The sequence below is a fragment of the Microcystis aeruginosa NIES-2549 genome (genome assembly GCF_000981785.2).
Lineage (GTDB): Bacteria > Cyanobacteriota > Cyanobacteriia > Cyanobacteriales > Microcystaceae > Microcystis > Microcystis aeruginosa_C.
Window position 1 is genome coordinate 874,414 of the sequence record NZ_CP011304.1, and the last position, 22,837, is coordinate 897,250.

Genomic DNA, 22,837 nt, shown 5'->3' on the forward strand with positions numbered 1-22,837 from the left:
ATGAAAAAGTCTGTAATTCTGCGTTTATCCGAGGTTAACAAGCGTTTTCCCGCTTCTCCTACTCTAGCTGTCGATAATATCAGTTTTAGTTTAACAGAGGGCGAAATTCTCGGATTATTGGGTCCGTCGGGCTGCGGTAAAACCACTCTACTGCGGATGATTGCGGGATTTGAAAAACCATCTCAAGGAGTGATTGAATTGGGAGGGCGAATAGTTGCCGACGAAAAAACCTTTATTCCTCCGGAAAAACGCAATACGGGCATGGTTTTTCAGGATTACGCTCTTTTTCCCCATTTAACCATCGCTGACAATATCGCCTTTGGGTTAAAAAATTCTGGGGAGAAATTATCGAGCAGAGCTATTAACGCGAGGGTGGCGGAAACTTTGGATTTAGTCGGACTGCAAGGACTAGAAAAACGTTATCCCCATCAGCTATCGGGAGGACAACAGCAAAGAGTCGCCCTCGCCCGCGCTTTAGCCCCAAAACCCTCTTTAATCCTCTTAGATGAACCTTTAAGTAATCTCGATGTGCAGGTACGGCAACGCTTACGGCACGAGATCCGTCATATCCTGAAAGCGACTGGTATCTCGGCCATTTTTGTCACCCACGACCGGGAGGAAGCAATGGTGATCAGTGACACAATTGCGGTCATTTGTCAAGGAAAATTAGAACAAATTAACAATCCCGAAGCAATTTATAGTCATCCGGCCTCGCGATTCGTGGCCGAGTTTGTCACCCAAGCTAACTTTCTCCCCGCTAGACGGAAGGGTGGACAATGGCAAACCGAGATAGGAGTCTGGGAAATTGCCGATGGTCAAGATTTGGACAAAGGGGAATTGATGTTGAGAGAGGAAGATGTCAAAATTAACCCGGATGAGACGGGAAATCTGGTTATTTGCGATCGCCAATTTTTGGGGCGGGAATACCGTTATTGTCTGCTAACGGCCACCGGCAGCCAAATCCACGCTAGAACAACGATTAACACCCAATTAGACATCGGTACAAAGGTAAAACTATCAATTATTCCCGATAGCGTCCGTGTATTTGCCGACTGATAACTGATACTAAATCCTGTTTAAGGGGTGTGGGGTGTGGGGAAGGAAACCTCTTTCATCTGTGGGGGTGAAAATTTTTTCATCGGGACTGACTCCTGAATTCCGATCGGTCTCTCCAGCTAATATTGATATCGATCGCGATTTAGGACTAGGGTGGCATTTTTAGCGACAAAATCAATAATTTTTTTGGCCACATCCACACCGGTGGCCGCTTCTATTCCTTCTAAACCGGGAGAGGAATTCACCTCGATAACCACAGGCCCGTGATTGGACCGTAATAAGTCCACACCGGCAACCCGTAAACCCATAGCTTTAGTGGCCCGTATGGCCGTACTGCGTTCCTCTGGGGTTAATTTTATCTTTTCTGCTTTGCCACCCCGGTGAAGATTAGAACGAAAATCCCCCTCGGCCCCCTGTCGTTTCATCGAGGCTACCACTTTTCCATCGATGACAAAACAGCGCAGATCCGCCCCACTGGCCTCTTTAATATACTCTTGTACTAGAATATTAGCCTCTAATTGCCGAAAAGCTTCAATAACTGACTTGGCTGCTTGGTCTGTTTCCGCTAAGACTACCCCAATACCTTGGGTTCCTTCTAATAATTTAATCACCAGAGGGGTGCCGCCGACGGTTTCGATTAAACCATCGATATCTTCAATTGCGTGAGCAATTCCCGTCACCGGTAAACCTATCCCTTCCCGAGCGAGGATTTGCAGACAACGCAATTTATCCCGCGACCGGGAAATTGCTTGCGAGTCGTTGGCAGTAAAAACATTCATCACCTCGAATTGTCGGACGACTGCGGTTCCATAGAAGGTTTTTGAGGCGCCAATGCGGGGAATAATTGCGTCGAAACTCTCCAAGGGTTGACCGTTATAGACCACCGTGGGTTTATGGGAGGTGATGTTCATGTAACAGCGCAAATAATTGATCACTCGTACCTCATGGCCTTGAGCTTCTCCCGCTTCTTTCAGTCGCTTGGTCGAATAAAGAGAAGCGTCTTGGGATAAAATAGCGATTTTCATAAATTTTCGCTTAAATATTGCTTTTAAAACTGAATAGCTCTCTATTCTCCCCTATTGGCTTGTTTGGCCGGTAACTCATAAAATTTCTGCTCTCGATCGAAGTCCATCGATTATTATGGCACTGACAGTTCCCCTTGAACAGTTAGGTTAGGTGAAAAGTAAAAAAGATCAAGCTTAAGACTAGATTTGTTTTTGTCGTCAGGCTAAGTTTAAGTAGCTGGTTATAATTAAATTAAAAATGGATTTTGCCTTTAATCCCCCCTTAATAAGGTAGGGTTGATTCATGAATCAACCTTACCCTTGATAACGGGGGTGTCTGATAATTTTTAACGCCTACCTACTTATGACTTTACTAGCGAAATCTTTAGAGGAACTGACCGACTGGGTAAAAGACCAGGGACAACCCGCTTATCGGGGGAAACAATTACACCAATGGCTATACGAAAAAGGGGTACATTCTTTGGCGGATATTTCCGTATTCCCCCAAGAATGGCGCAGCAAGCTGGCAGACTATCCTATTGGTCGTTCCCTTATACATTATCGCAGTGTAGCACCCGATCGCACTCGTAAATATCTGCTAAAACTGGCGGATGGTTTAATTATCGAAGCGGTGGGAATTCCTAGTGAAAAAAGATTGACGGTCTGTGTTTCTTCGCAAGTGGGTTGCCCGATGGCCTGTGATTTTTGTGCCACGGGAAAAGGGGGTTTTACTCGTAATTTAAAAGCTCATGAAATCGTTGACCAAGTGTTAACAGTACAGGAGGATTTTCAGCAGCGAGTTAGTCATGTGGTATTTATGGGGATGGGGGAACCTTTATTAAATATCCCCGAAGTAGTTACGGCGATTCATTCCCTTAATAAAGATGTGGGTATCGGTCAGCGTTGTTTAACGATTTCTACCGTGGGATTGCCCCATAAAATCAAGCAACTAGCGGAACATAATTTGCAAATAACTTTTGCTGTTAGTCTCCATGCTTCTAATCAACAAGTTCGAGCTAAATTAATCCCCAGTGCCGACCATTATCCCCTAAGTAATCTGATCCAAGACTGTCAGGAATACGTTCAAATCACGGGACGAAGGGTGACATTTGAATACATTCTTTTAGCGGGAGTGAATGATTTACCCGAACACGCAAGGGAATTAGTCAAACTGGTGAAAGGGTTTCAGTCTCACGTCAATTTAATCCCCTATAATCCCATTCAAGAGGTGGATTATCAACGGCCTGATGAAAAGAGAATTAAGGCTTTTAAAACTATTTTAGAACAGGAAAAAGTCGCCGTTACTGTCCGTTATTCGAGAGGTTTAGCGACCGATGCGGCCTGTGGACAATTGCGATCGAGCGTCATGGTACAATGAACGGCCGTAAATCGGCCATTAACTAGATTGCTAGTCTCCCCGCTAGGCTAAACTAGAGAACTATAACATCAATGTAGGAGCCATTTCGATGCAAAGTCTCTCTAGTGCCAAAGAAAATCGCCTTTTTGTCTATGAAGTCGTCGGTTTGAGTCAAAATGACAAGACTGATAACCTAGATTATTCTATCCGTAAGAGTGGCAGTGTCTTTTTAACTGTTCCCTATAGCCGCATGAATCAAGAAATGCGTCGGATTACCCGTTTAGGCGCTCGCATCGTCAGCATTAAACCCTTAAACGCAGCCGCGGCCGAGTAGTTGAAAAAATAATTATTGCTAATATCTGTCCCCCGCTCTTGTCCTGATCAGGCAAACTAGGGGGATTTTTAGCATAAATGGGAAAAAGTAGCAGAAATCTTAATAAAAAGTAAAATGCTGCAAATGTAACAGATTTTAACCAGAGACTTGACCTATCCTCAAGAAAAGGATAAAAGCGATGTCTGTGGTTTTTTTAAGATAACTCTCAATTAGGCCTAGGTGTAGTGTACCGATGGTAGGCTAAACTATGGAACGATTATCGTGACTTGAGTTGGGAGTTATATTTAATGTACAGTCCGAGTACACTAGCGGGAAACCGTTTATTTGTTTACGAAGTGGCGGGTCTCAATCAAAACGACAATACTGACAGCTTGGATTATTCAATCCGTCAGAGTGGAAGCGTGTTTTTCACGGTTCCCTACAGTCGCATGAATCAAGAAATGCGTCGGATTACCCGTTTAGGTGGTCGTATCGTCAGCATCAAACCCTTAAATGGGATTGCCCCCGTAGCAACTGTTTCTAGTGCCTCCGCACCACAGCCAATCGCTCAATCATCGCCCGTCCCCGAACAGACCAAGAAAAAGGCCATGACTCAAGCGAAAGAAAAAACAGATATCCCCGTCAACATCTACCGTCCGAATCAACCCTTTATCGGCAAATGTATCGAGAATTATGCTCTCGTTGATGAGGGAGGTATCGGCATCGTACAACACGTCACCTTTGACCTTTCTGGGAGCGATTTACGCTATTTAGAAGGACAAAGTATCGGTATTATCCCCCCGGGTACCGATGCTAATGGCAAACCTCATAAATTGAGACTCTATTCGATCGCCTCCACCCGTCATGGTGATAAATTAGACGATAAAACCGTATCCCTCTGCGTGCGTCAGTTAGAATACCAACACCCAGAAACCAAGGAAACCGTTTATGGGGTTTGTTCCACCCATCTCTGTAATATAGGGGTAGGGGACGATGTGGCTATTACTGGTCCAGTGGGCAAGGAAATGCTGCTACCCAGTGATGAAGATGCCACTATCATTATGATGGCCACCGGGACTGGTATCGCTCCCTTCCGGGCTTTCCTCTGGCGGATGTTCAAGGAACAACACGAAGATTATAAATTCAAAGGTCTAGCTTGGTTGATTTTCGGAGTTCCCAAAACGGCCAATATTCTCTACCAAGAAGAATTAGAGCAAATAGCGGCGGAATTTCCCGATAACTTCCGTCTCACCTATGCCATCAGCCGGGAACAGCAAAATCCCCAGGGCGGCAGAATGTATATTCAACACCGGGTAGCCGAACACGCTGACGAAATCTGGAATCTACTCCAAAGTCCCAAAACCCACGCTTATATGTGCGGACTGAAAGGGATGGAAGATGGTATCAACGATGCTATGAGTGGTGCCGCCAATAAAAATGGTGCTGATTGGTCTGTCTATCAGAAACAACTGAAAAAAGAACATCGCTGGCACGTAGAAACCTACTAAACCAAAAAGGTTCTCTGAAAATTTTTTCGGGTGGGCATTGCCCACCCTTTTTGTCTTGGTTTCGGTTAAGATCGGTTTTTTAAAAGACCTTTAAAAAGATGAAATTCTCTCGACGCTTTTTTACCGTTTTCCTTGCCCTCTGCCTACTGTTTATTTTGCTGCCCCGGGCCTGGAGTTTTACTAATAGCCAAAAAGCAATTCTTGCCGATCTAAAAACAGCCGAGATTATTTATCTGGGGGAAAGGCACGATAGCCAAGCCGACCATCAGGCCCAATTAGCTATTATCGAGTATTTACAGGCTAATAATCCCCAAATAGCGATCGCTTTTGAGATGTTTCAACGTCCTTACCAAATCTATTTGGATCAGTATTTAGCCGGCAAAATTAGCGAAAATCAGTTGAGAGAAAAAAGTGAATACGACCAACGTTGGGGATTTGATTGGGAATTTTACGCCCCGATCCTACGCTTGGCCAAGGCGAAAAAACTACCATTGATCGCCCTAAATACACCCACGGAAATCACTAGAAAAGTGGCACGAGAGGGATTAGAAAGCCTCTCCACCTCAGAAATGACCTACATTCCCCCTAAAAGCGAAATAAACCAGGATAACGAGGAGTACCGTCAACAGATCTTAGCCGTTTATCAGCAACACACGGGGGGCAAAAGTCAGGGATTCGAGCGCTTTTTTCTGGCACAGGTCCTCTGGGATGAGACCATGGCCGATGCGATCGCTAAATTCTGGCAAGCTTATCCCGAATATCAGATCATCGTCCTAGCAGGAAAAGGTCATATTGCCTACGGTTACGGCATTCCCAGTCGAGTCCAAAGAAGATTAGGCGATCGCGTCAGCCAGCGCTCGGTTTTCTTAGGAAACACTCCTCAATCATCACCGGAAGAAACCAAAAAACCCGCCGATTATTTTTGGCAAGGGCAAAATTAAGCCAGTCAGGAGCTAGGAAGCAAGGGATGATAAGCTAAGAAGCCAGTCTTTAAATTTAGTGGATAATAAGTCTGAAAAACTGAGGCTATTTTATGATTAATTTAACCTGTCAAGATACCGAAACACTCGATCGCATTTTAGCTGTGACTCGTGCCGTGGGTTGGGGTGGTGCTAAAATTCTCCAATCCTACCACCGGGGTGAACAGGATTTAGCCGTCAACGAGGAAAAAAAAGGCGGGCCGGTGACGGCGGCGGATTTAGCGGCAAATCACTATATTTTAGGGGAATTACAAGCAAATTTTTCTGATATCGACTTTGGTTATCTAAGCGAGGAAACCCATCAGGGTAATGAAGCTATCCCGAAAGATTGGGTATGGATTATCGATCCTTTGGACGGAACCCGCGATTTTATCGACAAAACGGGAGAATATGCCCTACATATCGCCTTATGTTATCAAGGAAGACCGATCATCGCCGTGGTTGCCCTACCGGATCAAGAAAAACTCTATTTTGCCCAAAAAGGAAAAGGTACTTTTCTAGAAACTAGCGACGGAAATATTACACAGGTAAAAGTTGCCAATAAAGATAAAATTACCGATCTCTATCTGGTAGTTAGTCGTACCCATCGTGACCAACGTTTTGATAATTTATTAAGTCAAATACCCTTCTTCGGTAAAAATTATGTGGGTAGTGTGGGCTGTAAAATTGCCACGATCCTCGAACAAAAATCCGATGTTTATATCTCCCTATCGGGAAAATCGGCGGCTAAAGACTGGGATTTTGCCGCTCCAGAGTTGATTTTAACGGAAGCAGGCGGCAAATTCTCCTATTTTGACGGTCAACCCGTGCGCTATAATCGCGGCGATGTGCGGCAATGGGGGGGGATCATGGCCAGTAATGGTCCTTGTCATCAACAACTTTGTCAGTTGTCCACGGCAATCCTCGCCCAAATTGATGCCACTGTCTAATTTCTGCTCTCTTATTCTTTGTGTGATCGGTTTAACTTATATAGGAGCGATCAATCTTTGTGTCCTTTGTGTCTTTGTGGTTCGTTCTAGTCCTTCGCCGGCGGTACTGTATCTTAGAATACATTTTACCCACCAAACCCAAGAGAGCTTAATTTCTGCCCCCCTAACCGAGAATCAGAGATCGGTAGAATGGAAAAAAACCAGATCGAGCAATGTTACGGTTAAAAACTTGGCAAGGGTTGATTTTAGCAGTTCCGATCGCCGCCGTGGTCATCTTTCTGATCGTGGCCGCCAGTGTCCAGATCAATCAATGGGGTTTGAATTGGATTTGGGCAGTTTTTACCCTGATTTTTGTGGCTTGGCGCTTCCTGTTGGTCAAATGGACGCGCCCAGCAGTCGGGGAAATTGAAGCCACCATTGGGGAAATTAAGGCAGAATTAACCCCTCCCGACGGTGATTCCGGGGGCAATGTCGAGGAAATTATCGAGAGGATTATCGTCGAGGCCCGCAATGATCGCCCGGTTTGGGAAGATTGGGCGACTTTTTGGCAACGCTGTCAGGATTTGGTCAGTGCCATCGCTCATATATATTACCCCGATGTCAAGTACCCCTTATTAAATATTTACATTCCCCAGGCCTACGGTTTAATTCGGGGAACTGTGGATGATAGCGATCGCTGGATGCAGAATCTTTCCCCGGCCCTGAATCAAATCACCATCGGGCAAGCCTATCAGGCCTACGAAGTTTATCAAAAATTGCAACCCTCGGCCCAGAAACTTTGGCAGGTCTGGAATTGGGCGCAATGGGTGATCAATCCCGCTGCGGCTGTGGCTAAAGTTGCTAGTCAAAAGTACAGCGATCGAGCGGATCAGCAATTATTAGTCAATTTAGGGCAAGTTTTGCGGGAAAATGCCCTAAGAAATCTCTCTCGCCAAGCGGTGTTACTCTACAGTGGCGGTAATCTCGCCCCAACTCTCCCCACCAAGACCAAAATCGCCACCACTACTCTCAAGGAAATTCTCGCCCAAGCTGAACCGATCACGGAAATCGATCGCCAACCGGTTAACATTCTGCTGGTTGGACGCACCGGGGCCGGCAAAAGCAGTTTAATCAATACTCTCTTTCGGGCAGATTTAGCCCAAGTGGATCTATTGCCCAGTACCGATGCCATCCAATCCTACCATTGGCAAACCCCAGAAGGGGACGAGTTAATCCTCTGGGATACTCCGGGCTATGAACAGGCAAATCGGGCTGATGATCGGCAAAAGGTTCTAAATTATGCCAAAAACGCCGATTTATTGATTCTTGTCACCCCCGCCCTCGATCCCGCCCTGGCCATGGATGAGGCTTTTCTTAAAGATTTGCAACAAACTATTGACAATTTACCAGTTATAGTCTGTGTTTCTCAAGTTGATCGCCTGCGTCCGGTGCGAGAGTGGCAACCTCCCTATAATTGGCTGACGGGAGAAAGTCCCAAAGAAGTCAATATCCGCGAATGCTTGCAGTATCGGGCGGAATTATTCGAGGATCTCTGCGATCGCATTTTGCCGATGGTCAGTCAACAGCCAGATAGAGAAGCTTGGGGGGATGAGGAGTTATCAATCGCTTTACTGGGGGCAATTTCACCCGCAAAACAGTTGCGTTTAGCCCGTTTTTTAGCGGATTTGGAAACTCGAACCCTGGCAGCGGCGAAAATAATCGATCGCTATACTTTACAGATGGCCACGGGACAAGGTTTAACGGCCCTATTAAAAAGTCCTATTCTAGGTTTTATCTCCACTTTAGCCACGGGAAGACCGACTTTAGCCTATCTTTTAGCTGAACAAATTCCTGTGGAACAATTACCAGTAGCGATCGGTAAATTACAGATGGCCTACGAGCTTTCTTCTCTCTTAAATACGGAGAATAAAAGTTTTGATTTATTGGCACTTTGGCCAATACTATTAGAAAATTCTAGCACTGCTGACAAGGAAGCTTGGGCCTGGGGTCATGCTCTGGTAGAATATTGGACAAAGAACCTATCGATCGAACAGTTCCGGTCAAGTTATCAGGGGTATTTAGAGACGATAAAAACAGGCCTGTAGCCAGATTAATTAAGCTAAAACTTTATTCCACTTCAAAAGTATAGGAAAGTGGGGAGGAGAGGTTTCTGGGTTTGAGATTTCTGGCCCTTGTACTAAAATTCCTCAGTGGGCAGTTTAAATGCAGTGCAGCTTAGATAGGTACGGGAATAAAATAATTACTCAAATCTTTGTTTTTAGGTGTGTTATCGCAGAATAATATACCTTGTTTGATCAATATTTTTTTGGGTTTCTATGTCGCTATAACAATGCTAGATATCATCTAAAAGATGGTTCAATTGACCTCTCAACAAATCTAGTTTCTGATTAGCCTTTTCAAGTTGAAGACTCAGTTTTTTTATTTCCGACTCTTGAAGCCTTATCTTTTCAGAAAGATCGTCTATCTCTTGTTTGCAAGAGTCTAGATATCCACTTTTTATGATCTCAATGACATCAAAGTAAGAAATTTTTTGATCATTCATAAAGCAATATATTTGACATATTTGCTCTAAATTCGATAGTAGAAAATCCTTTTTAAATATATCTGAAAATGACATTATACTGGACACGTCAAAACTTTTGTGTCTCAGGGAAAGGATAAGTTTTTCGATATTTTGATGATTATTGGAAAAAGTGTCACTTGAAAATATTTCTATAAATTTACTGATTTCTATTTTCTTGCTTTCTAAGAACAATAACAATTTTAGAGTTTTTCTCTTTATTCGTATTTTTAGATATTCTGCAATCTCAAGGTTATATTTTTGTTCAAAAACAAATTCCAATAGATCTTTAAATGTAACTATTTTTTTAGATCCTTCATAGTATGGAATTTCTATGTCAAATTCCTGCTCTATTTGCATCAAGAGTTCTAATGAAGATAATTCAGAACGATAATTGTTGACAAAGACAAAATCTAAAACTGGCTGAGGTATTTCAGAAACTTCAAATACTTCTATCACAATATTATAAATTCTTGAATAAATATCTTCATAAGTTTTATTGTTCATATCCATAATTATAACTATTTTGCTTGTGTTAAAGGTCATCCAATGATAGACTGTCTTGATTGTAGCATTTTTATTAAACTAATGCAAGCACAAGTAATACTCAACCCTGTTTAAAAAGTATAGAAAAGTAGGCAGGGTGGAACGGTAGGCGAGTGGACAGATTTGGTATAATGCTTCAGCAATTATTGAGATGTTAATTTATTGTAAGCAGGAATAATCGCCGCATTTTCCCAATCATCATCAAAAGGAAGTGCATCGGGATCTGACAAAGCATTAGCCTCGATTTCTAGATCACCCATCGATTTAACTCGCTTCCAATCGGTTAAATTATTAATATCTGGGGGATTATTTGTTATATTTATCCTTCCTCAAGCTAGTCTTTCCAGATGCTTTGGCCAGTGCAGAACTACAGTGATATACTAAGGATAACTTGATCAATACTTTCTAGGGAGATTTTGCTATCAATTCCCAGAAAGTATCGGGGTTTAGGTTTTGCGTCCGAGAAAATTAATAATCTGGGGACTAATTTCTTTTGACCAATGTTCTTGGGGATAGTGTTTTGCTTCCGCGAGGGAGATTAATTCCACTCCTGATTTAGTAGCTAATTTTTCAACAGTGACAGAAGATAACCAAGGATCGGCCATTCCCCAGACAAAAAGGATAGGTTTTTCAAAGTTCTCTAAACCTGTCTCAATTTCTGCCATAGTTTTCGATAGGTTTAAATTGCGAATCGTGGCCACCAAAGCGCGACCCACTGCCGAAGTTTTTAGATAAGGTTGACGGAAAATAGCCAGATCTGCATCACTAATCACAAAACCGCTACCGGTTTCTAAAGTACGATCGACTAATAAGGGGTCTTGAGTTGCCATATCTCCGAGGAAAGGTAGCCCCCATTGTTTCATTATCCAGGGTAATTTAACATCACTGGAGAGGGGAGTATTTAAAACGATCAAGCGCTCAATTTTATCGGGATTTTCTAGGGCGTATTGTAAACCGACGGAGGCTAAAAAACCCTGGACAATGAGGGAGATTTTCGGCAATTGGAGAGCTTGAATAAAATCGGCCAAGGCTTGACAAAAAGCGCTAGGTGTGTAGGCGAAATCTCTGGCATCGGGTTTAGCGGATAAACCGGAACCGATCCAATCGGGGGCAATGGCATTAATGTTATATTCTTCTAAACTGGTCAATAATTCCCGCCAAATATAGCCATGGGCGGGTAAACCATGGAGTAGGATCACGGGGGTTGTGTCCGGTTGTTGAGCGGGGTTAACCTGTCGATAAAACCACTTGAGAGAGCCGACTTCGAGAAAACTTTCTAAAATAGCCATGGTTAATGGGGGATTAATAATCATTAACCATTGTCTAACGTCTAGGAACCGATCGCACCGGCAAATTTCCCACCCCGGCAGTTATAGGGAGCTTGCGTCGAGACTTTGTGCTTCTCCGGGGGTTAAGGGTAAATGAAGACCGCATTCTTGTTTTAAACCCTTGAAACGGGTGTCTCGTTCGTTGCTATCATCGGCGGTTAAAGGCCGACTGGAGTGCCAATCGCCGACGGAGACATAACCCAGATCAAAATAGGGATGGTAGGGGAGATCGTATTTAGTCAGATACTGGTATATGGTTTTGGCATTCCAGTCAAGGATCGGTAATATTTTGTAACGTTCGCCCTGTTGATTGACCCATTGGAGAGTTTTGCGGTGGTCGGTTTGGTCGCGACGTAAACCCGCTAACCAAGCGGTGGCCTTTAATTCCTTCAGGGCCCGTTGCATCGGCTCCACCTTGCGGATTTTGTCGTAGAGATTGAGGGAGTCGAGATCGTTATTTGACCACAGTTTACCGTGGATTGCTTCCATGCGGGCGGGACTGAGGGGAGATTGATAAACTTTCAGGTTTAAATGGAGGCGTTGGCTTAAGTCTTCGGCAAATTGATAGGTTTCCGGGGGAAGATAGCCGGTATCGATCCAAATGACGGGAATATCGGGGATAATTGCGGTGACGAGGTGCAACATTACTGCCGCTTGAATGCCGAAACTGGTACTCATCACCAAACCTTCCCCAAAGGTGGCCGCGGCCCAAGCGACGATTTCTGCGGCGTTAGCGGAGTCAAAACGTTGATTAATTGTGGCCAGGTCGAGGGATAGAGGGTAGGAAAAAGACCGGTCGGCAGTGGCGATGAAGGCGGTTTCTAGGGCCTGTGGATGAGAATTAAGCAAGTGTAAATCTGGCATTCTGGCTAAGATTTAAGGTGTACAGTAGCGGCGGATACTGATAGAGTCCAATCTATCCCTGTGATTGGATTATAGCATTGGGCCATCGACCCGCTCTAGCTATTCCTTTTCCTTTCCAGAGTCTGGTTATTCGATCGAGGATAATGGAACTATCAGGCCTCAATTGTATCTTAGTCGCTGATTTTAGGATAATTGGCCCCTCAGCCCCGCTACTGCTAGAAAAGTTACTATTTAGTAATTCTTTACTTTAAGTTAAGAAACTTATCTAAGGCTAGAACCATATTCGGCGGCCAACGACGCACGCTTTTTACCCAATCAAGGTCTTGATAGCGGGTATCCATGCCAACGGCGGCCACCCAATTGCTTTCCGCTTCTCCCTGTTGTCCTTGGGTCCATAAAACGGCGCTTAAGGCGGCTCTGACATCGGGGAACATGGGGTATTTGCGGGCAATATTCCGCATTTTTTGGACTGCTTCGGGATATCTGCCCAATTCGTACAGGGCCAGGGCCAGATTAGCTTGCGCCCAGGCAAAATTCGGGGCCAGTTGAGTGGCTTGGCGATAGTCTTTGACGGCGGCTTCCCAGTCCCCTAAACCGCCTTCGGCGTTGCCGCGATTGTTATAGGCAAAGGCATCATTGGGATCTAGTTCTAAAACTTTATTATAATCGGCGATCGCTTCTTGATATTTGCCTTCTCCCTCTAAAGCGGTGCCGCGATTGAGGTAGGGATCGGGGGCATCGGGGGCAATGGCGATCGCTTGGTTAAAATCAGCGATCGCATCCTCTAATTTATTGAGGCTGACTCTGGCATTGCCGCGATTACTCCAGACGGCGGGGTTAGTGGGGAATTTGGCGACTAATTCGGTCCAATAGTTTTCGGCCTGGGCGTAATCGCCTTTTTCTGTGGCTTCTAGGGCTTTTTCGGCGATAACTTCCCCTTCTCTAATCTGTTCTTCGCTAATAGTCGGGCTATCGGCATAAGCCGCTATGGGTAGGGCAAAAAAGAGCAATAGACTCAATACACAAGCGGTGATCCAACGCATAATTACTTCATAATTTGTTACTTAATCTTTTCTCAATCTACCCTACTTAGGTGAACTCTGCCCTAGATAGTCTTGATAGCCTAGTCGTTGAAGATTGCTTTGTTTTTCGAGGACGGAATCGGTGAGGGATTGACGATAGGCGATAACTTGCTCTAAAAGATCAGCATTACCAGTGGCGAGAATTTGAACCGCTAAAAGTCCGGCATTTTTGGCATTACCGATCGCCACCGTGGCCACGGGAATGCCTGCGGGCATCTGTACAATTGAATAGAGAGAGTCTAACCCTTGTAAAGTGCGCGTGACTACGGGAACTCCAATCACGGGTAAGGGGGTTAAAGATGCCACCATCCCGGGTAAATGGGCAGCGCCGCCGGCTCCGGCGATAATCACTTTTATTCCCCTTAAATGAGCGTTTTTGCCGTATTCAAACATTTTTTCGGGGGTACGATGGGCTGAGACGATGGCGACTTCGTGGCTAATCTGAAAAACCTCTAAGACTGCGATCGCTTCTTTCATGGTGGGTAAGTCGGAATCACTGCCCATAATCACACCCACTAGGGGCGCTGCTGTCACCATAGTTACTAGAAAATAATATTTCCCCTAAATTGTATCGGGATCGATGCCTAATTCTCGTAGTTTTTGGGCTAATTTTTCCTTAGCCTGACGTTCCCTTTCTTTCTCTAAAAGAGCCTGTTCTTTCTCTAAAATAGCCTGTTCTTTTGCCTGTCGTTGCTGTAACTCAGCTTCTTGAGGAGTGGGGACTAATTGACCATCGGCGGTAAAATAACGCAGTTTACGGTCAAATATCCCTAAATATAATCCTAACTGTTCACTCCAGAGATAACCCTGTTCATTGGGAGAAATGGCTTGATATTGTCCCTCAATTAGTCTAAATCCTTGCAATTCTAAAGTATTGGGATCGAACCAAAAATAATTAGGAGTGCGAAAGGTATTTTGATAGAGAATTTTCTTGTTATTGCGGTCAATATTGGCCGTAGAATCGGAGAGAATCTCGACAATTACATCCGGATATTTACCCTGTTCTCTCCAAACCACCCAACTTTTGCGGGGGCGTTTTTCGGTATCTAAAACCACAAAAAAATCGGGACCCCAGAAATCGCGTTTTTTTAGTTGTTCCTCGTTGTAGTAGATGGTTAGATTTCCCGAAGCGTAGTAATCACTCCTCTCGCGCCATAATAATTCTAGACAACTAAGGAGAATGATGATCTGTTGCAGGTGTAGATCACTTTCCAAGGGTGGTTCATCACTCCATAAATCTGTGGGGAGATAGGTGACATCTGGGATCATGTCTAGGGCTGTCATGACTTTTTCCCGATATTTTAGGATTGATTAATTATAGCTTTTTACCACAATTGCACAGATAAGGCGGGGGGGATTTTACCAATAACTTAAGTAGGTAGGCGTTAAAAATCATCAGACACCTCCCCTTATCAAGGGTAGGGTTGATTCATGAATCAACCCTACCTTATCAAGGAGGGCAGGGGGGATCGAACCTAAAATCCATTTTTAATTTAATTATAACCAATAACTTAATCCTATACCTTGACCGATCGCCTTTCGCACTTTATCCTAGCGCCATGGGCAAATATCTTAAAACTTCTATACAATGGCCCCCAATAAGCCCGATAACAACGATGACTGAAACCTTAATTCAACCTGCCACCCTAGTAGAACTCTTACGTTACCGCGCCACGGCACAACCGGAGGGCCATGCCTACACTTTTCTTATCGATGGTAGAAAAGAAACCCCACCTTTAACCTACAGTGAACTCGATCGCCAAGCAAGAGCAATCGCCGCCTATTTGCAAAAATACCAGGCCCAAGGGGAACGCGCCCTATTACTCTATCCTCAAAGTTTAGAAGTAGTGGCCGCTTTTTGTGGTTGTCTCTACGCGGGAGTGATTGCCATTCCCGTCCCCCCACCGGAATCGGGACGACTTAAGCGCACTTTGCCCCGTTTACGAGCAATTGTCAAGGATGCTAATGCCACCTTTGCCCTAGTTACCGAAAGTATTCTGACTCTTATTGAAGGTGTTAAGGAAGAATTCCCAGAATTCGACCAAATGAAATGGATTACTACCGAAAGTATTGATATTTCCCTAGCGGACCAATGGCAAGATCCCCAGGTGGATAAATCGGCGCTTGCTTATCTGCAATATACCTCCGGTTCGACTAATATCCCCAAAGGAGTGATGTTAAGTCATTTTAACCTGATGCACCATTGCGGTTACTTGCAAAAAGCTTGTGGTTACGAACCGGATAGCGTTACCCTCACTTGGATGCCCTATTTTCACGATTACGGGTTAGTGGAAGGTATCACCGTCCCCCTCTACAACGGTACACCCTGCTATCTCATGTCTCCCTTTGCTTTTATTAAGCGTCCGATGCAGTGGTTAAAAAATATTACTAAGTACAAAGTTACTCATAGTCAGGCCCCCAACTTCGCCTATGATCTTTGTACTCGCAGGATTAAAGCTGCCGATTTAGCGGAATTAGACCTGAGCAGTTGGCAGGCCGCGGGAAATGCCGCCGAACCGATTAATCCGAAGGTTATGGCCAAATTTGTCGATACTTTTGCCGATTATGGCTTTTCTTGGCAAACTTTCGCCCCTGCCTACGGATTAGCTGAATATACCCTGTTGATTTCCAATAAACCCAAGGGAACCACCCCAATTATCACCGCTTTGGATGCAACCGCCTACGAACGCGGTAAAATTGTCCCTGTAGGCTCTGATCTAACCACGGGAGTTAGATACGTCCCCAGTTGTGGTCGTCGCGTCTGTGATACCCGTATAGCTATCGTTAATCCCGATACTTTCACCCTTTGTGCAGCCGATGAAGTGGGCGAAATTTGGGCCAGTGACCCCAGTATGGCCGCTGGATATTGGCAACGGGAAGACGCAACCAAAGAGACTTTTCAAGCTTATCTTGCTGATACAGGAGAAGGACCGTTTTTACGCACAGGAGATTTAGGTTTTCTTCTCGATGGGGAATTGTATATCACGGGACGGATTAAGGATTTAATTATTGTCCGTGGTAGTAATCATTATCCCCAGGATTTAGAATGGTCAGTACAGCATCTTAATGAGGTTTTTCGTCCCGATTATGGTGCCGCTTTTTCTATTGAAGATAATGGGGAAGAACAGTTAGTTATTGTCCAGGAATTAGAACGTCGCAGCGGCGAATTAGATACGGCCAAATTAATTGCTGATATTCGTCAGGAAATCGCCGAAGAACACGAAATTATGACCCATGCGATTGTTCTGGCTAAATCGGGAACAATTCTCAAAACTGCCAGCGGCAAAATTCAACGCCGCGCTATTAAACAGAATTTTCTCAATGGGAATATTAGTATTATCGATGCTTGGTCAGAAAATCCTCAGTTAGTTAGTAAATTCGATCGCTCTATTTCTGAAACAGAAGCATAGTTTTTCGGGTGGGCATTGCTCACCCGATCGAGGATAACTAATCGTGTTAGGATTAGGTTAGGGATTAAAGTTAGGGAGAAAGCTAGAGTAAACGCCCAAAATTTCACATTTACAAACACTTTATACCATGATGTTGAGAGAGCCGACTATTTTGCTTGTATATGTATTGGATGTATGAGTAAACAGGATAAATTATTGATTAAAATTCTTTTAGGTAATTCTGATGCTAACATTCCCTTCGAGCAACTTTGTCAACTACTGAGGAAATTAGGATTTGATCAACGAATAGGAGGAAGTCATCATATTTTTACTAAAGAAGGAGTTGAAGAAATTTTAAATCTGCAACCCAAACAAGGAAAAGCAAAAGCCTATCAAGTTAAGCAAATTCGTAGTCTGATTTTAAAATATAAGTTAGGATATCAAGATGAAAATTCGTTATGAACTGATTATTTACTGGAGTAATGAGGATCAACTATTTATCGTTGAAGTTCCAGAACTTGCAGGATGTATGGCTGATGGAGAAACTTATCAAGAAGCTGTGCAAAATGCTGAAATCATTATTCAACAATGGATTGAAACAGCACAGGAATTAGGCCGAGAAATTCCTGAACCTAAAGGACGTTTATTATTTGCTTGAACAAGCACAGGAATAGGGAAAATGGGTGTTGTCGATAGCAATAAAATTAGAAATTGCCTTGAGTAAGAAGCGGGCATAGTTATTATGAAATAACCTAAACACTATGATTAATTATCGGGTATATTATCTCATCGCAAGGCACTACTTAGAACGAGGCGACTTGTGGGGAAAGGTAGAAATTAAGAGGCAAATAATCCCGATATTGATAAAGACATCAGCCAGATTAAAAACAGGAAAATTAATCAATCTAAAATCGAGAAAATCCACCACATAACCAAACAAAAAGCGATCGATACCATTGCCGAAAGCCCCTGCTAAAATAAAACCGTAGGCCAATTGTTCCCAACGATTTAAATGCGGTCCAAAGTAGGCAAAAGCCATTAATCCCAAACTAACTAATAAGGATAGCCATTTTAGCCAACCAACACCGCCCCGAAAAGCACTAAAAGCCGCCCCGGTATTAATCACAAATGTAAAATGAAAAACCCCCGGAATAATCGGGAAAGTATCACCAATTTGCTCAAAACTCTGCACGGTTATATACTTAGTTACTTGGTCTAAAATTAGACCAATCACCGCCACTATCCAAAACCAGCGATTCTTTTTTAACATTGGCTGTGGCATCAATAAAATAATAATTTACGGAAGAAAAAGGCAATAATTGCCACCACACAAATTACTACTAACTGCCCTAAAAATGGCCAGACTGAATAATTCATAAATAGGGTGGGCAAACTATCGGGAAAGGTGATTTGACCGGCTTGGGGCTGAAAAATCGACAATCCCAGCATATATAATAAACCGCACAGATGAATCACTAACAAACCGGCAAAAGCACTTAAAGCTAGGGTTTCTATCTTGGCACGCCAGCGAAAAGCCAGCCAACCACACAGCCATGCCCCCGGCATAAAGCCTAAAATATAGCCAAAACTGGCTTCTTTCAGATAACCCATTCCCCCACCCTGGGCAAACACCGGCAACCAAGTTAAACCGAGAAAAATATAGGCCACCTGGGCGAGAAGCCCGGCATTTTTGCCCCCCAGACAGCCCGTTAATAATACTGCGCCAATTTGGTAAGTTATGCCTAGTTTTTGCGAAGATAGACCCGTAGCCGACCAACTAGCTAGACTGACTGGAACAAATGTACTAAAAATTGTCAGCAGCAAACCAATCAAAGCCCAGAGTAACTCATTGGGAACCGATGCGGAAGAGCGCCGGGGCGGAGATTCTCCTCCTCGACGTGATTTAGGTTGCCTGTTGGGGTTGGTATTCACCGGGGATGGGGGCTTCTCCTCCTATTAAACTAAGATCAGCCAACATCGCCTGATCCTGTTGGGGGGGTTGTCCTAGAGTGGTCAAATAATGCCCAATCAGCATAGCATTAATTCCCGATTTTAGCCCCAGATTTTGCAATTCTCCCATCACTGCCTCTCGTCCCCCAGCATAACGGAGGATTTGTTGAGGTAAGATAAACCGGAAAATAGCGATCGCTTTTAGGGCAGTAAAAGGGTCCAGTTTGGGTAAATGACCTAAAGGGGTGCCACTTCTGGGGTTTAATAGGTTAATCGGCACTGATTCCACTTCTAATTCCGCCAGAGAAAAAGCTAAATCAATGCGATCAGTCCAACTTTCCCCCATACCGATAATTCCGCCAGTACAAGCCTGAATTCCCGCCGCTTTCAGGTTTTTTACCGTTTCTACCCGATCCTGCCAACTGTGGGTGGAGACGACGTTAGGATAAAAATTCTCGGAAGCCTCCAGATTGTGATTATAACGGGTAACTCCGGCTTCTTTTAAGGCCTGGGCTTGGGGGAGGGTTAACTCTCCCAAGGCGCAACAGGGTTTAATCTTGGCGGTTTCGATGATTTCTTGAACTGTGGCCAGTATTTCCTCGAATTCCTTGGATTTGGGGCTATTATACTTTAATCCCCGACCTTGACTAACTAAACAGAAGCGTTTGGCCCCCGCTTCGGCTGCCGCTTTCGCATGGCTGACGATTTCCTCGCGACTTTTTAAACCGTAGATAGGCGAATCTTGGCCGGGATGGTGGACGGATTGGGAACAAAAACTACAATTTTCCGAACAACTTCCCGATTTTATGTTGATTATGCTACATAAATCCACCGTATTGCCACAACAGGCCTGACGAATGCGATCAGCAGCCTCACATAAGCTGAAAATATTTTCCTGACCTTCGATCGCAGTTAAAGCCAGGGCCTCTTGCTTACTGAGTCGATCGCCGGCGATAATCTGATTAGCCCTAGTCTGTAACCAGTTTTTTAAGGCTTCTCCCTCCATGGGGATAGATTGAGTAGCGCTGTGTGTAGAGACTTGTACCACGTCGTTTATGCTCTAACTAAGTTAGGCTCATCTTATCATTATTCAGTTACCTGGGAAAGATTAATAAAAAACTTTAGAAAAAAATGCCCTTTTGTGCTAGACTACCCGCAAAAGTTATCTTGTCTCCGATTTTATGAAAGTTATTCCCACGGAAATTCCTGATGTTTTAATTATTGAACCGCAAGTTTACGGAGACGATCGAGGTTTTTTCTTGGAGAGTTTTAATCAGAAAGATTTTCGAGAGAAAACTGGGGTTAATACCACTTTTGTCCAGGATAATCACTCTATGTCCCTAAAAAATGTCCTGCGAGGATTGCACTATCAAATTCCCAATCCCCAGGGTAAACTGGTGCGAGTAGTGAGCGGTAGTGTTTTTGATGTGGCCGTGGATGCGCGTCAAAGTTCCCCCACTTTTGGGCAATGGGTAGGCTGTGTTTTAAGTGCGGAAAATAAACGTATTTTCTGGGTTCCCGAAGGTTTTGCCCATGGCTTTCTAGTCCTCTCCGAGCGAGCAGAATTTCTCTACAAAACCACTAATTATTATTATCCCCAATACGAAAAAACTATTTTATGGAATGATGCCGATTTAGGGATTGACTGGCCTCTAGAGACCCCGCCGATTCTCTCCCCTAAAGACCAAGCTGGACAACCCTTTAAATCCGTGGAAGTTTTCCCCTAAAGACAATGAAAAAAGTTTTATTAATTGGTGCTAAAGGTCAAGTAGGACAAGAGTTACAGGTAACTTTACCGCAGTTGGGTGAAGTTATTAGTATCGGTCGAGAAGAACTAGATTTAACCAACTCGGAAAAAATCGGCCAGTTAATTAGGGAAATTCACCCCGATTATCTCGTTAATGCCTCCGCTTACACGGCAGTGGATAAAGCCGAAACCGAGCCAGATTTAGCCTATTCTATCAATGCTATAGCTCCGAAAATCATGGCGGAAGCTGCCGAGAAAACTAAAGCTAAATTTCTCCATATTTCCACCGATTATGTGTTTGATGGTCGAAAAAATACCCCCTATCTAGAAACCGATCTAACTAATCCTTTAGGGGTTTATGGACAATCAAAGTTAAGGGGAGAAGAGGAGATTAAAACTGTTAATTCTCAGGCAATTATCCTGCGGACTGCTTGGGTTTACGGCAGTTATGGCAAAAGTAATTTTGTCAAAACTATGCTGAGATTAGGCAAGGAAAGAGAGGAGTTAAAAGTAGTTGTTGATCAGCTGGGAAGTCCCACTTGGGCAAAAGATATCGCCACGGCCATTACTCAGCTTTTAATTAATGCCGATAATCCCCCAGGAATCTATAATTTTACTAATAGCGGTGTTGCCAGTTGGTTTGATTTAACTAAAGCGATTTTTGAGGAGGCAAAAATAAGCGGTATTCCCTTAAAAATTCAGAGAGTAATTCCCATTACTACTGCTGAATATCCTACCCCAGCAGTGCGTCCGGCTTATTCGGTTCTTTCCAGTCAAAAAATCTCGCAACAATTGGGTTATATTCCTCCCTATTGGCGAGATTCTCTCAAAGCTATGCTCAACCAACTATTTAATCTTTAAAACTATGAAAGCACTAATTTTATCCGGTGGTAAAGGTACGAGGTTACGTCCCCTAACCTATACTGGGGCAAAACAGTTAGTTCCCGTGGCCAATAAACCGATTTTATGGTATGGAATCGAATCAATTGTCGCCGCAGGAATTACCGATATTGGCATTATTATCAGTCCCGAAACTGGGGAAGAAATTCGTCAGACCACGGGCAGTGGTGAACAGTTTGGAGCTAAGATCACTTATATTCGCCAAGACCAACCGGCGGGATTAGCTCACGCGGTTAAAACTGCCCAATCTTTCCTAGGAGATTCCCCCTTTATTATGTACTTGGGTGATAACCTAATTGAGGATGATTTATCGCCCTTTTTAGACTCTTTCCAAAAACAGTCCCTTGATGCTTTAATTCTGCTGCGAAAAGTGTCTAATCCTAGTGCTTTTGGGGTGGCAAAAGTAGATGAAACCGGCAAGGTTTTATACCTAGTCGAAAAACCCAAAGAACCTCCCTCAAATTTAGCTTTGGTGGGGATTTATTTTTTTGCTCCCACCATTCACCAAGCGATCGCATCTATTCAACCTTCGGGCCGGGGTGAGTTAGAAATTACCGACGCTATCCAAGAATTAATCAATCAAAATAAAGCAGTAGAAGCCAATAAACTACTGGGTTGGTGGTTAGATACGGGTAAAAAAGATGACTTATTAGAAGCAAATCGGATTATCCTCGATACCAGTCTAGAAATCGCTTTACTAGGAGAAATTGATCCTAATAGTCAGGTGATCGGACGAGTACAAATTGGTCAGGGTAGTAAAATTATTAATAGTACCATTCGCGGGCCTGTCATTATCGGAGAAAATTGTCAGATTGAGAATTGTTTTATCGGTCCCTATAGTAGTATAGCTAATGGAGTAAAATTAATCGATGCCGACATAGAACACAGTGTAATTCTCAAAGATGCCACGATTATTGGCATTCATCAGCGCATAGTTGATAGTGTGATTGGACGACGGGCAAAATTAGAAATTGCTCCCCAACGTCCCAAGGCTTTACGCTTTATGATTGGGGATGATTCCCATGTGGAATTAGTTTAGTTATCGGGGATTAACTGCCCCTTTAATTAGGGTTTGCGGCAAAAAGTTTTGGCTCTTCTAGGTTCTGTGTGATTAGTTTAACTTACATAGGATCGATCTTTGTGTCCTTTGTGTCTTTGTGGTTCGTTCCACCCCCTCGCTAGGAGAAATGTATCCTAGAATACATTTTACCCACCAAACCTAGGAGAGCCAAGTTTTTCCTGGGTGTAGGGTGTAGGATTTTACCGATTTTCAGGGAAAAAGTGCCTGAATTTTCCCCCCAATCACTCCAATCGCTGGCACTTT

Annotated in this window: 24 protein-coding genes; 13 read left to right on the top strand and 11 right to left on the bottom strand. The window is 43.8% G+C overall.

Translation table 11 applies throughout. The features are described from left to right. A complete protein-coding gene (locus myaer_RS04110; RefSeq protein ID WP_046661066.1) occupies positions 1-1,056 on the top strand; it encodes an ABC transporter ATP-binding protein in 1,056 nt (351 codons plus the stop codon). Positions 1,057-1,175: 119 nt separating this feature from the next. On the opposite strand, the gene rimK is transcribed toward myaer_RS04110, so the two are convergent. After that, on the bottom strand, positions 1,176-2,081 hold the full coding sequence (gene rimK, locus myaer_RS04115; RefSeq protein WP_046661067.1) for a 30S ribosomal protein S6--L-glutamate ligase: 906 nt from the start codon (positions 2,079-2,081) through the stop codon (positions 1,176-1,178). A 343-nt stretch (positions 2,082-2,424) separates the two neighbouring features. On the opposite strand from rimK, the gene rlmN reads away from it, so the two are divergent. The 6 genes from rlmN (at position 2,425) to myaer_RS04145 (ending at position 9,231) form a co-directional block, all read left to right on the top strand. Further along, positions 2,425-3,438 (top strand): 23S rRNA (adenine(2503)-C(2))-methyltransferase RlmN, encoded by a 1,014-nt coding sequence (gene rlmN, locus myaer_RS04120; protein WP_046661068.1) that lies wholly within the window; start codon positions 2,425-2,427, stop codon positions 3,436-3,438. A gap of 88 nt (positions 3,439-3,526) precedes the next feature. After that, entirely contained in the window at positions 3,527-3,751 is a 225-nt protein-coding gene (locus myaer_RS04125; RefSeq protein WP_002772199.1) for a phycobilisome linker polypeptide, read from the top strand. A 287-nt stretch (positions 3,752-4,038) separates the two neighbouring features. Beyond that, positions 4,039-5,238, top strand: coding sequence for a ferredoxin--NADP reductase (petH, locus tag myaer_RS04130; RefSeq protein WP_046661069.1), 1,200 nt, complete (start codon positions 4,039-4,041; stop codon positions 5,236-5,238). Between the two features lie 98 nt (positions 5,239-5,336). Further along, positions 5,337-6,179 carry a ChaN family lipoprotein gene (locus myaer_RS04135; RefSeq protein WP_046661071.1) on the top strand — a complete coding sequence of 281 codons (843 nt, stop codon included), beginning with the start codon at positions 5,337-5,339 and terminating at the stop codon, positions 6,177-6,179. A gap of 92 nt (positions 6,180-6,271) precedes the next feature. Continuing rightward, positions 6,272-7,147: a 3'(2'),5'-bisphosphate nucleotidase CysQ family protein gene (locus tag myaer_RS04140; RefSeq protein ID WP_002791382.1), complete on the top strand. Its 876-nt coding sequence runs from the start codon at positions 6,272-6,274 to the stop codon at positions 7,145-7,147. Between the two features lie 212 nt (positions 7,148-7,359). Further along, positions 7,360-9,231: a GTPase family protein gene (locus myaer_RS04145; protein WP_046661072.1), complete on the top strand. Its 1,872-nt coding sequence runs from the start codon at positions 7,360-7,362 to the stop codon at positions 9,229-9,231. Positions 9,232-9,479: 248 nt separating this feature from the next. Here myaer_RS04145 and myaer_RS04150 read toward each other — a convergent pair whose 3' ends face one another. From myaer_RS04150 to myaer_RS04180, 7 genes are all read right to left on the bottom strand, one after another. Beyond that, a complete protein-coding gene (locus myaer_RS04150) occupies positions 9,480-10,220 on the bottom strand; it encodes a hypothetical protein (protein ID WP_046663600.1) in 741 nt (246 codons plus the stop codon). 176 nt (positions 10,221-10,396) lie between these two features. Next, complete coding sequence (locus tag myaer_RS04155) at positions 10,397-10,576, bottom strand: hypothetical protein (RefSeq protein WP_046661074.1); 180 nt, start codon at positions 10,574-10,576, stop codon at positions 10,397-10,399. A 123-nt stretch (positions 10,577-10,699) separates the two neighbouring features. After that, positions 10,700-11,566, bottom strand: coding sequence for an alpha/beta fold hydrolase (locus tag myaer_RS04160; RefSeq protein WP_046661075.1), 867 nt, complete (start codon positions 11,564-11,566; stop codon positions 10,700-10,702). Between the two features lie 57 nt (positions 11,567-11,623). Continuing rightward, positions 11,624-12,445 carry a phosphoadenosine phosphosulfate reductase gene (gene cysH, locus myaer_RS04165; protein WP_046661076.1) on the bottom strand — a complete coding sequence of 274 codons (822 nt, stop codon included), beginning with the start codon at positions 12,443-12,445 and terminating at the stop codon, positions 11,624-11,626. Between the two features lie 242 nt (positions 12,446-12,687). Beyond that, positions 12,688-13,488 carry a tetratricopeptide repeat protein gene (locus tag myaer_RS04170; protein ID WP_002802635.1) on the bottom strand — a complete coding sequence of 267 codons (801 nt, stop codon included), beginning with the start codon at positions 13,486-13,488 and terminating at the stop codon, positions 12,688-12,690. Positions 13,489-13,530: 42 nt separating this feature from the next. Further along, entirely contained in the window at positions 13,531-14,064 is a 534-nt protein-coding gene (gene purE / locus myaer_RS04175) for a 5-(carboxyamino)imidazole ribonucleotide mutase (RefSeq protein ID WP_002802634.1), read from the bottom strand. 24 nt (positions 14,065-14,088) lie between these two features. Beyond that, entirely contained in the window at positions 14,089-14,811 is a 723-nt protein-coding gene (locus myaer_RS04180) for a Uma2 family endonuclease (RefSeq protein WP_046661077.1), read from the bottom strand. 332 nt (positions 14,812-15,143) lie between these two features. Here myaer_RS04180 and myaer_RS04185 point away from each other — a divergent pair, with 332 nt between their 5' ends. From myaer_RS04185 to myaer_RS04195, 3 genes are all read left to right on the top strand, one after another. Continuing rightward, positions 15,144-16,937: a fatty acyl-AMP ligase gene (locus myaer_RS04185; protein WP_046661078.1), complete on the top strand. Its 1,794-nt coding sequence runs from the start codon at positions 15,144-15,146 to the stop codon at positions 16,935-16,937. Positions 16,938-17,132: 195 nt separating this feature from the next. Beyond that, positions 17,133-17,378: a type II toxin-antitoxin system HicA family toxin gene (locus tag myaer_RS04190; protein WP_235614802.1), complete on the top strand. Its 246-nt coding sequence runs from the start codon at positions 17,133-17,135 to the stop codon at positions 17,376-17,378. Further along, positions 17,362-17,574 (top strand): type II toxin-antitoxin system HicB family antitoxin, encoded by a 213-nt coding sequence (locus myaer_RS04195; protein ID WP_002776225.1) that lies wholly within the window; start codon positions 17,362-17,364, stop codon positions 17,572-17,574. The genes myaer_RS04190 and myaer_RS04195 overlap by 17 nt, the downstream gene beginning before the upstream one ends. Positions 17,575-17,715: 141 nt before the next feature. On the opposite strand, the gene lspA is transcribed toward myaer_RS04195, so the two are convergent. From lspA to bioB, 3 genes are read right to left on the bottom strand one after another with little or no spacing between them, the layout of a single operon-like run. After that, on the bottom strand, positions 17,716-18,186 hold the full coding sequence (gene lspA / locus myaer_RS04200) for a signal peptidase II (protein ID WP_046661081.1): 471 nt from the start codon (positions 18,184-18,186) through the stop codon (positions 17,716-17,718). Positions 18,187-18,197: 11 nt separating this feature from the next. Further along, positions 18,198-18,848, bottom strand: coding sequence for a biotin transporter BioY (locus myaer_RS04205; RefSeq protein ID WP_046661083.1), 651 nt, complete (start codon positions 18,846-18,848; stop codon positions 18,198-18,200). Next, complete coding sequence (bioB, locus tag myaer_RS04210; RefSeq protein WP_046661084.1) at positions 18,820-19,914, bottom strand: biotin synthase BioB; 1,095 nt, start codon at positions 19,912-19,914, stop codon at positions 18,820-18,822. The genes myaer_RS04205 and bioB overlap by 29 nt, the downstream gene beginning before the upstream one ends. 133 nt (positions 19,915-20,047) lie before the next feature. On the opposite strand from bioB, the gene rfbC reads away from it, so the two are divergent. From rfbC to myaer_RS04225, 3 genes are read left to right on the top strand one after another with little or no spacing between them, the layout of a single operon-like run. Then, on the top strand, positions 20,048-20,593 hold the full coding sequence (gene rfbC / locus myaer_RS04215; RefSeq protein ID WP_046661085.1) for a dTDP-4-dehydrorhamnose 3,5-epimerase: 546 nt from the start codon (positions 20,048-20,050) through the stop codon (positions 20,591-20,593). 5 nt (positions 20,594-20,598) lie between these two features. Beyond that, complete coding sequence (gene rfbD / locus myaer_RS04220; protein ID WP_046661086.1) at positions 20,599-21,474, top strand: dTDP-4-dehydrorhamnose reductase; 876 nt, start codon at positions 20,599-20,601, stop codon at positions 21,472-21,474. A gap of 4 nt (positions 21,475-21,478) precedes the next feature. Further along, positions 21,479-22,552, top strand: a complete 1,074-nt coding sequence (locus myaer_RS04225; RefSeq protein ID WP_046661087.1) for a glucose-1-phosphate thymidylyltransferase — start codon at positions 21,479-21,481, stop codon at positions 22,550-22,552. Positions 22,553-22,837 lie beyond the last annotated feature (285 nt).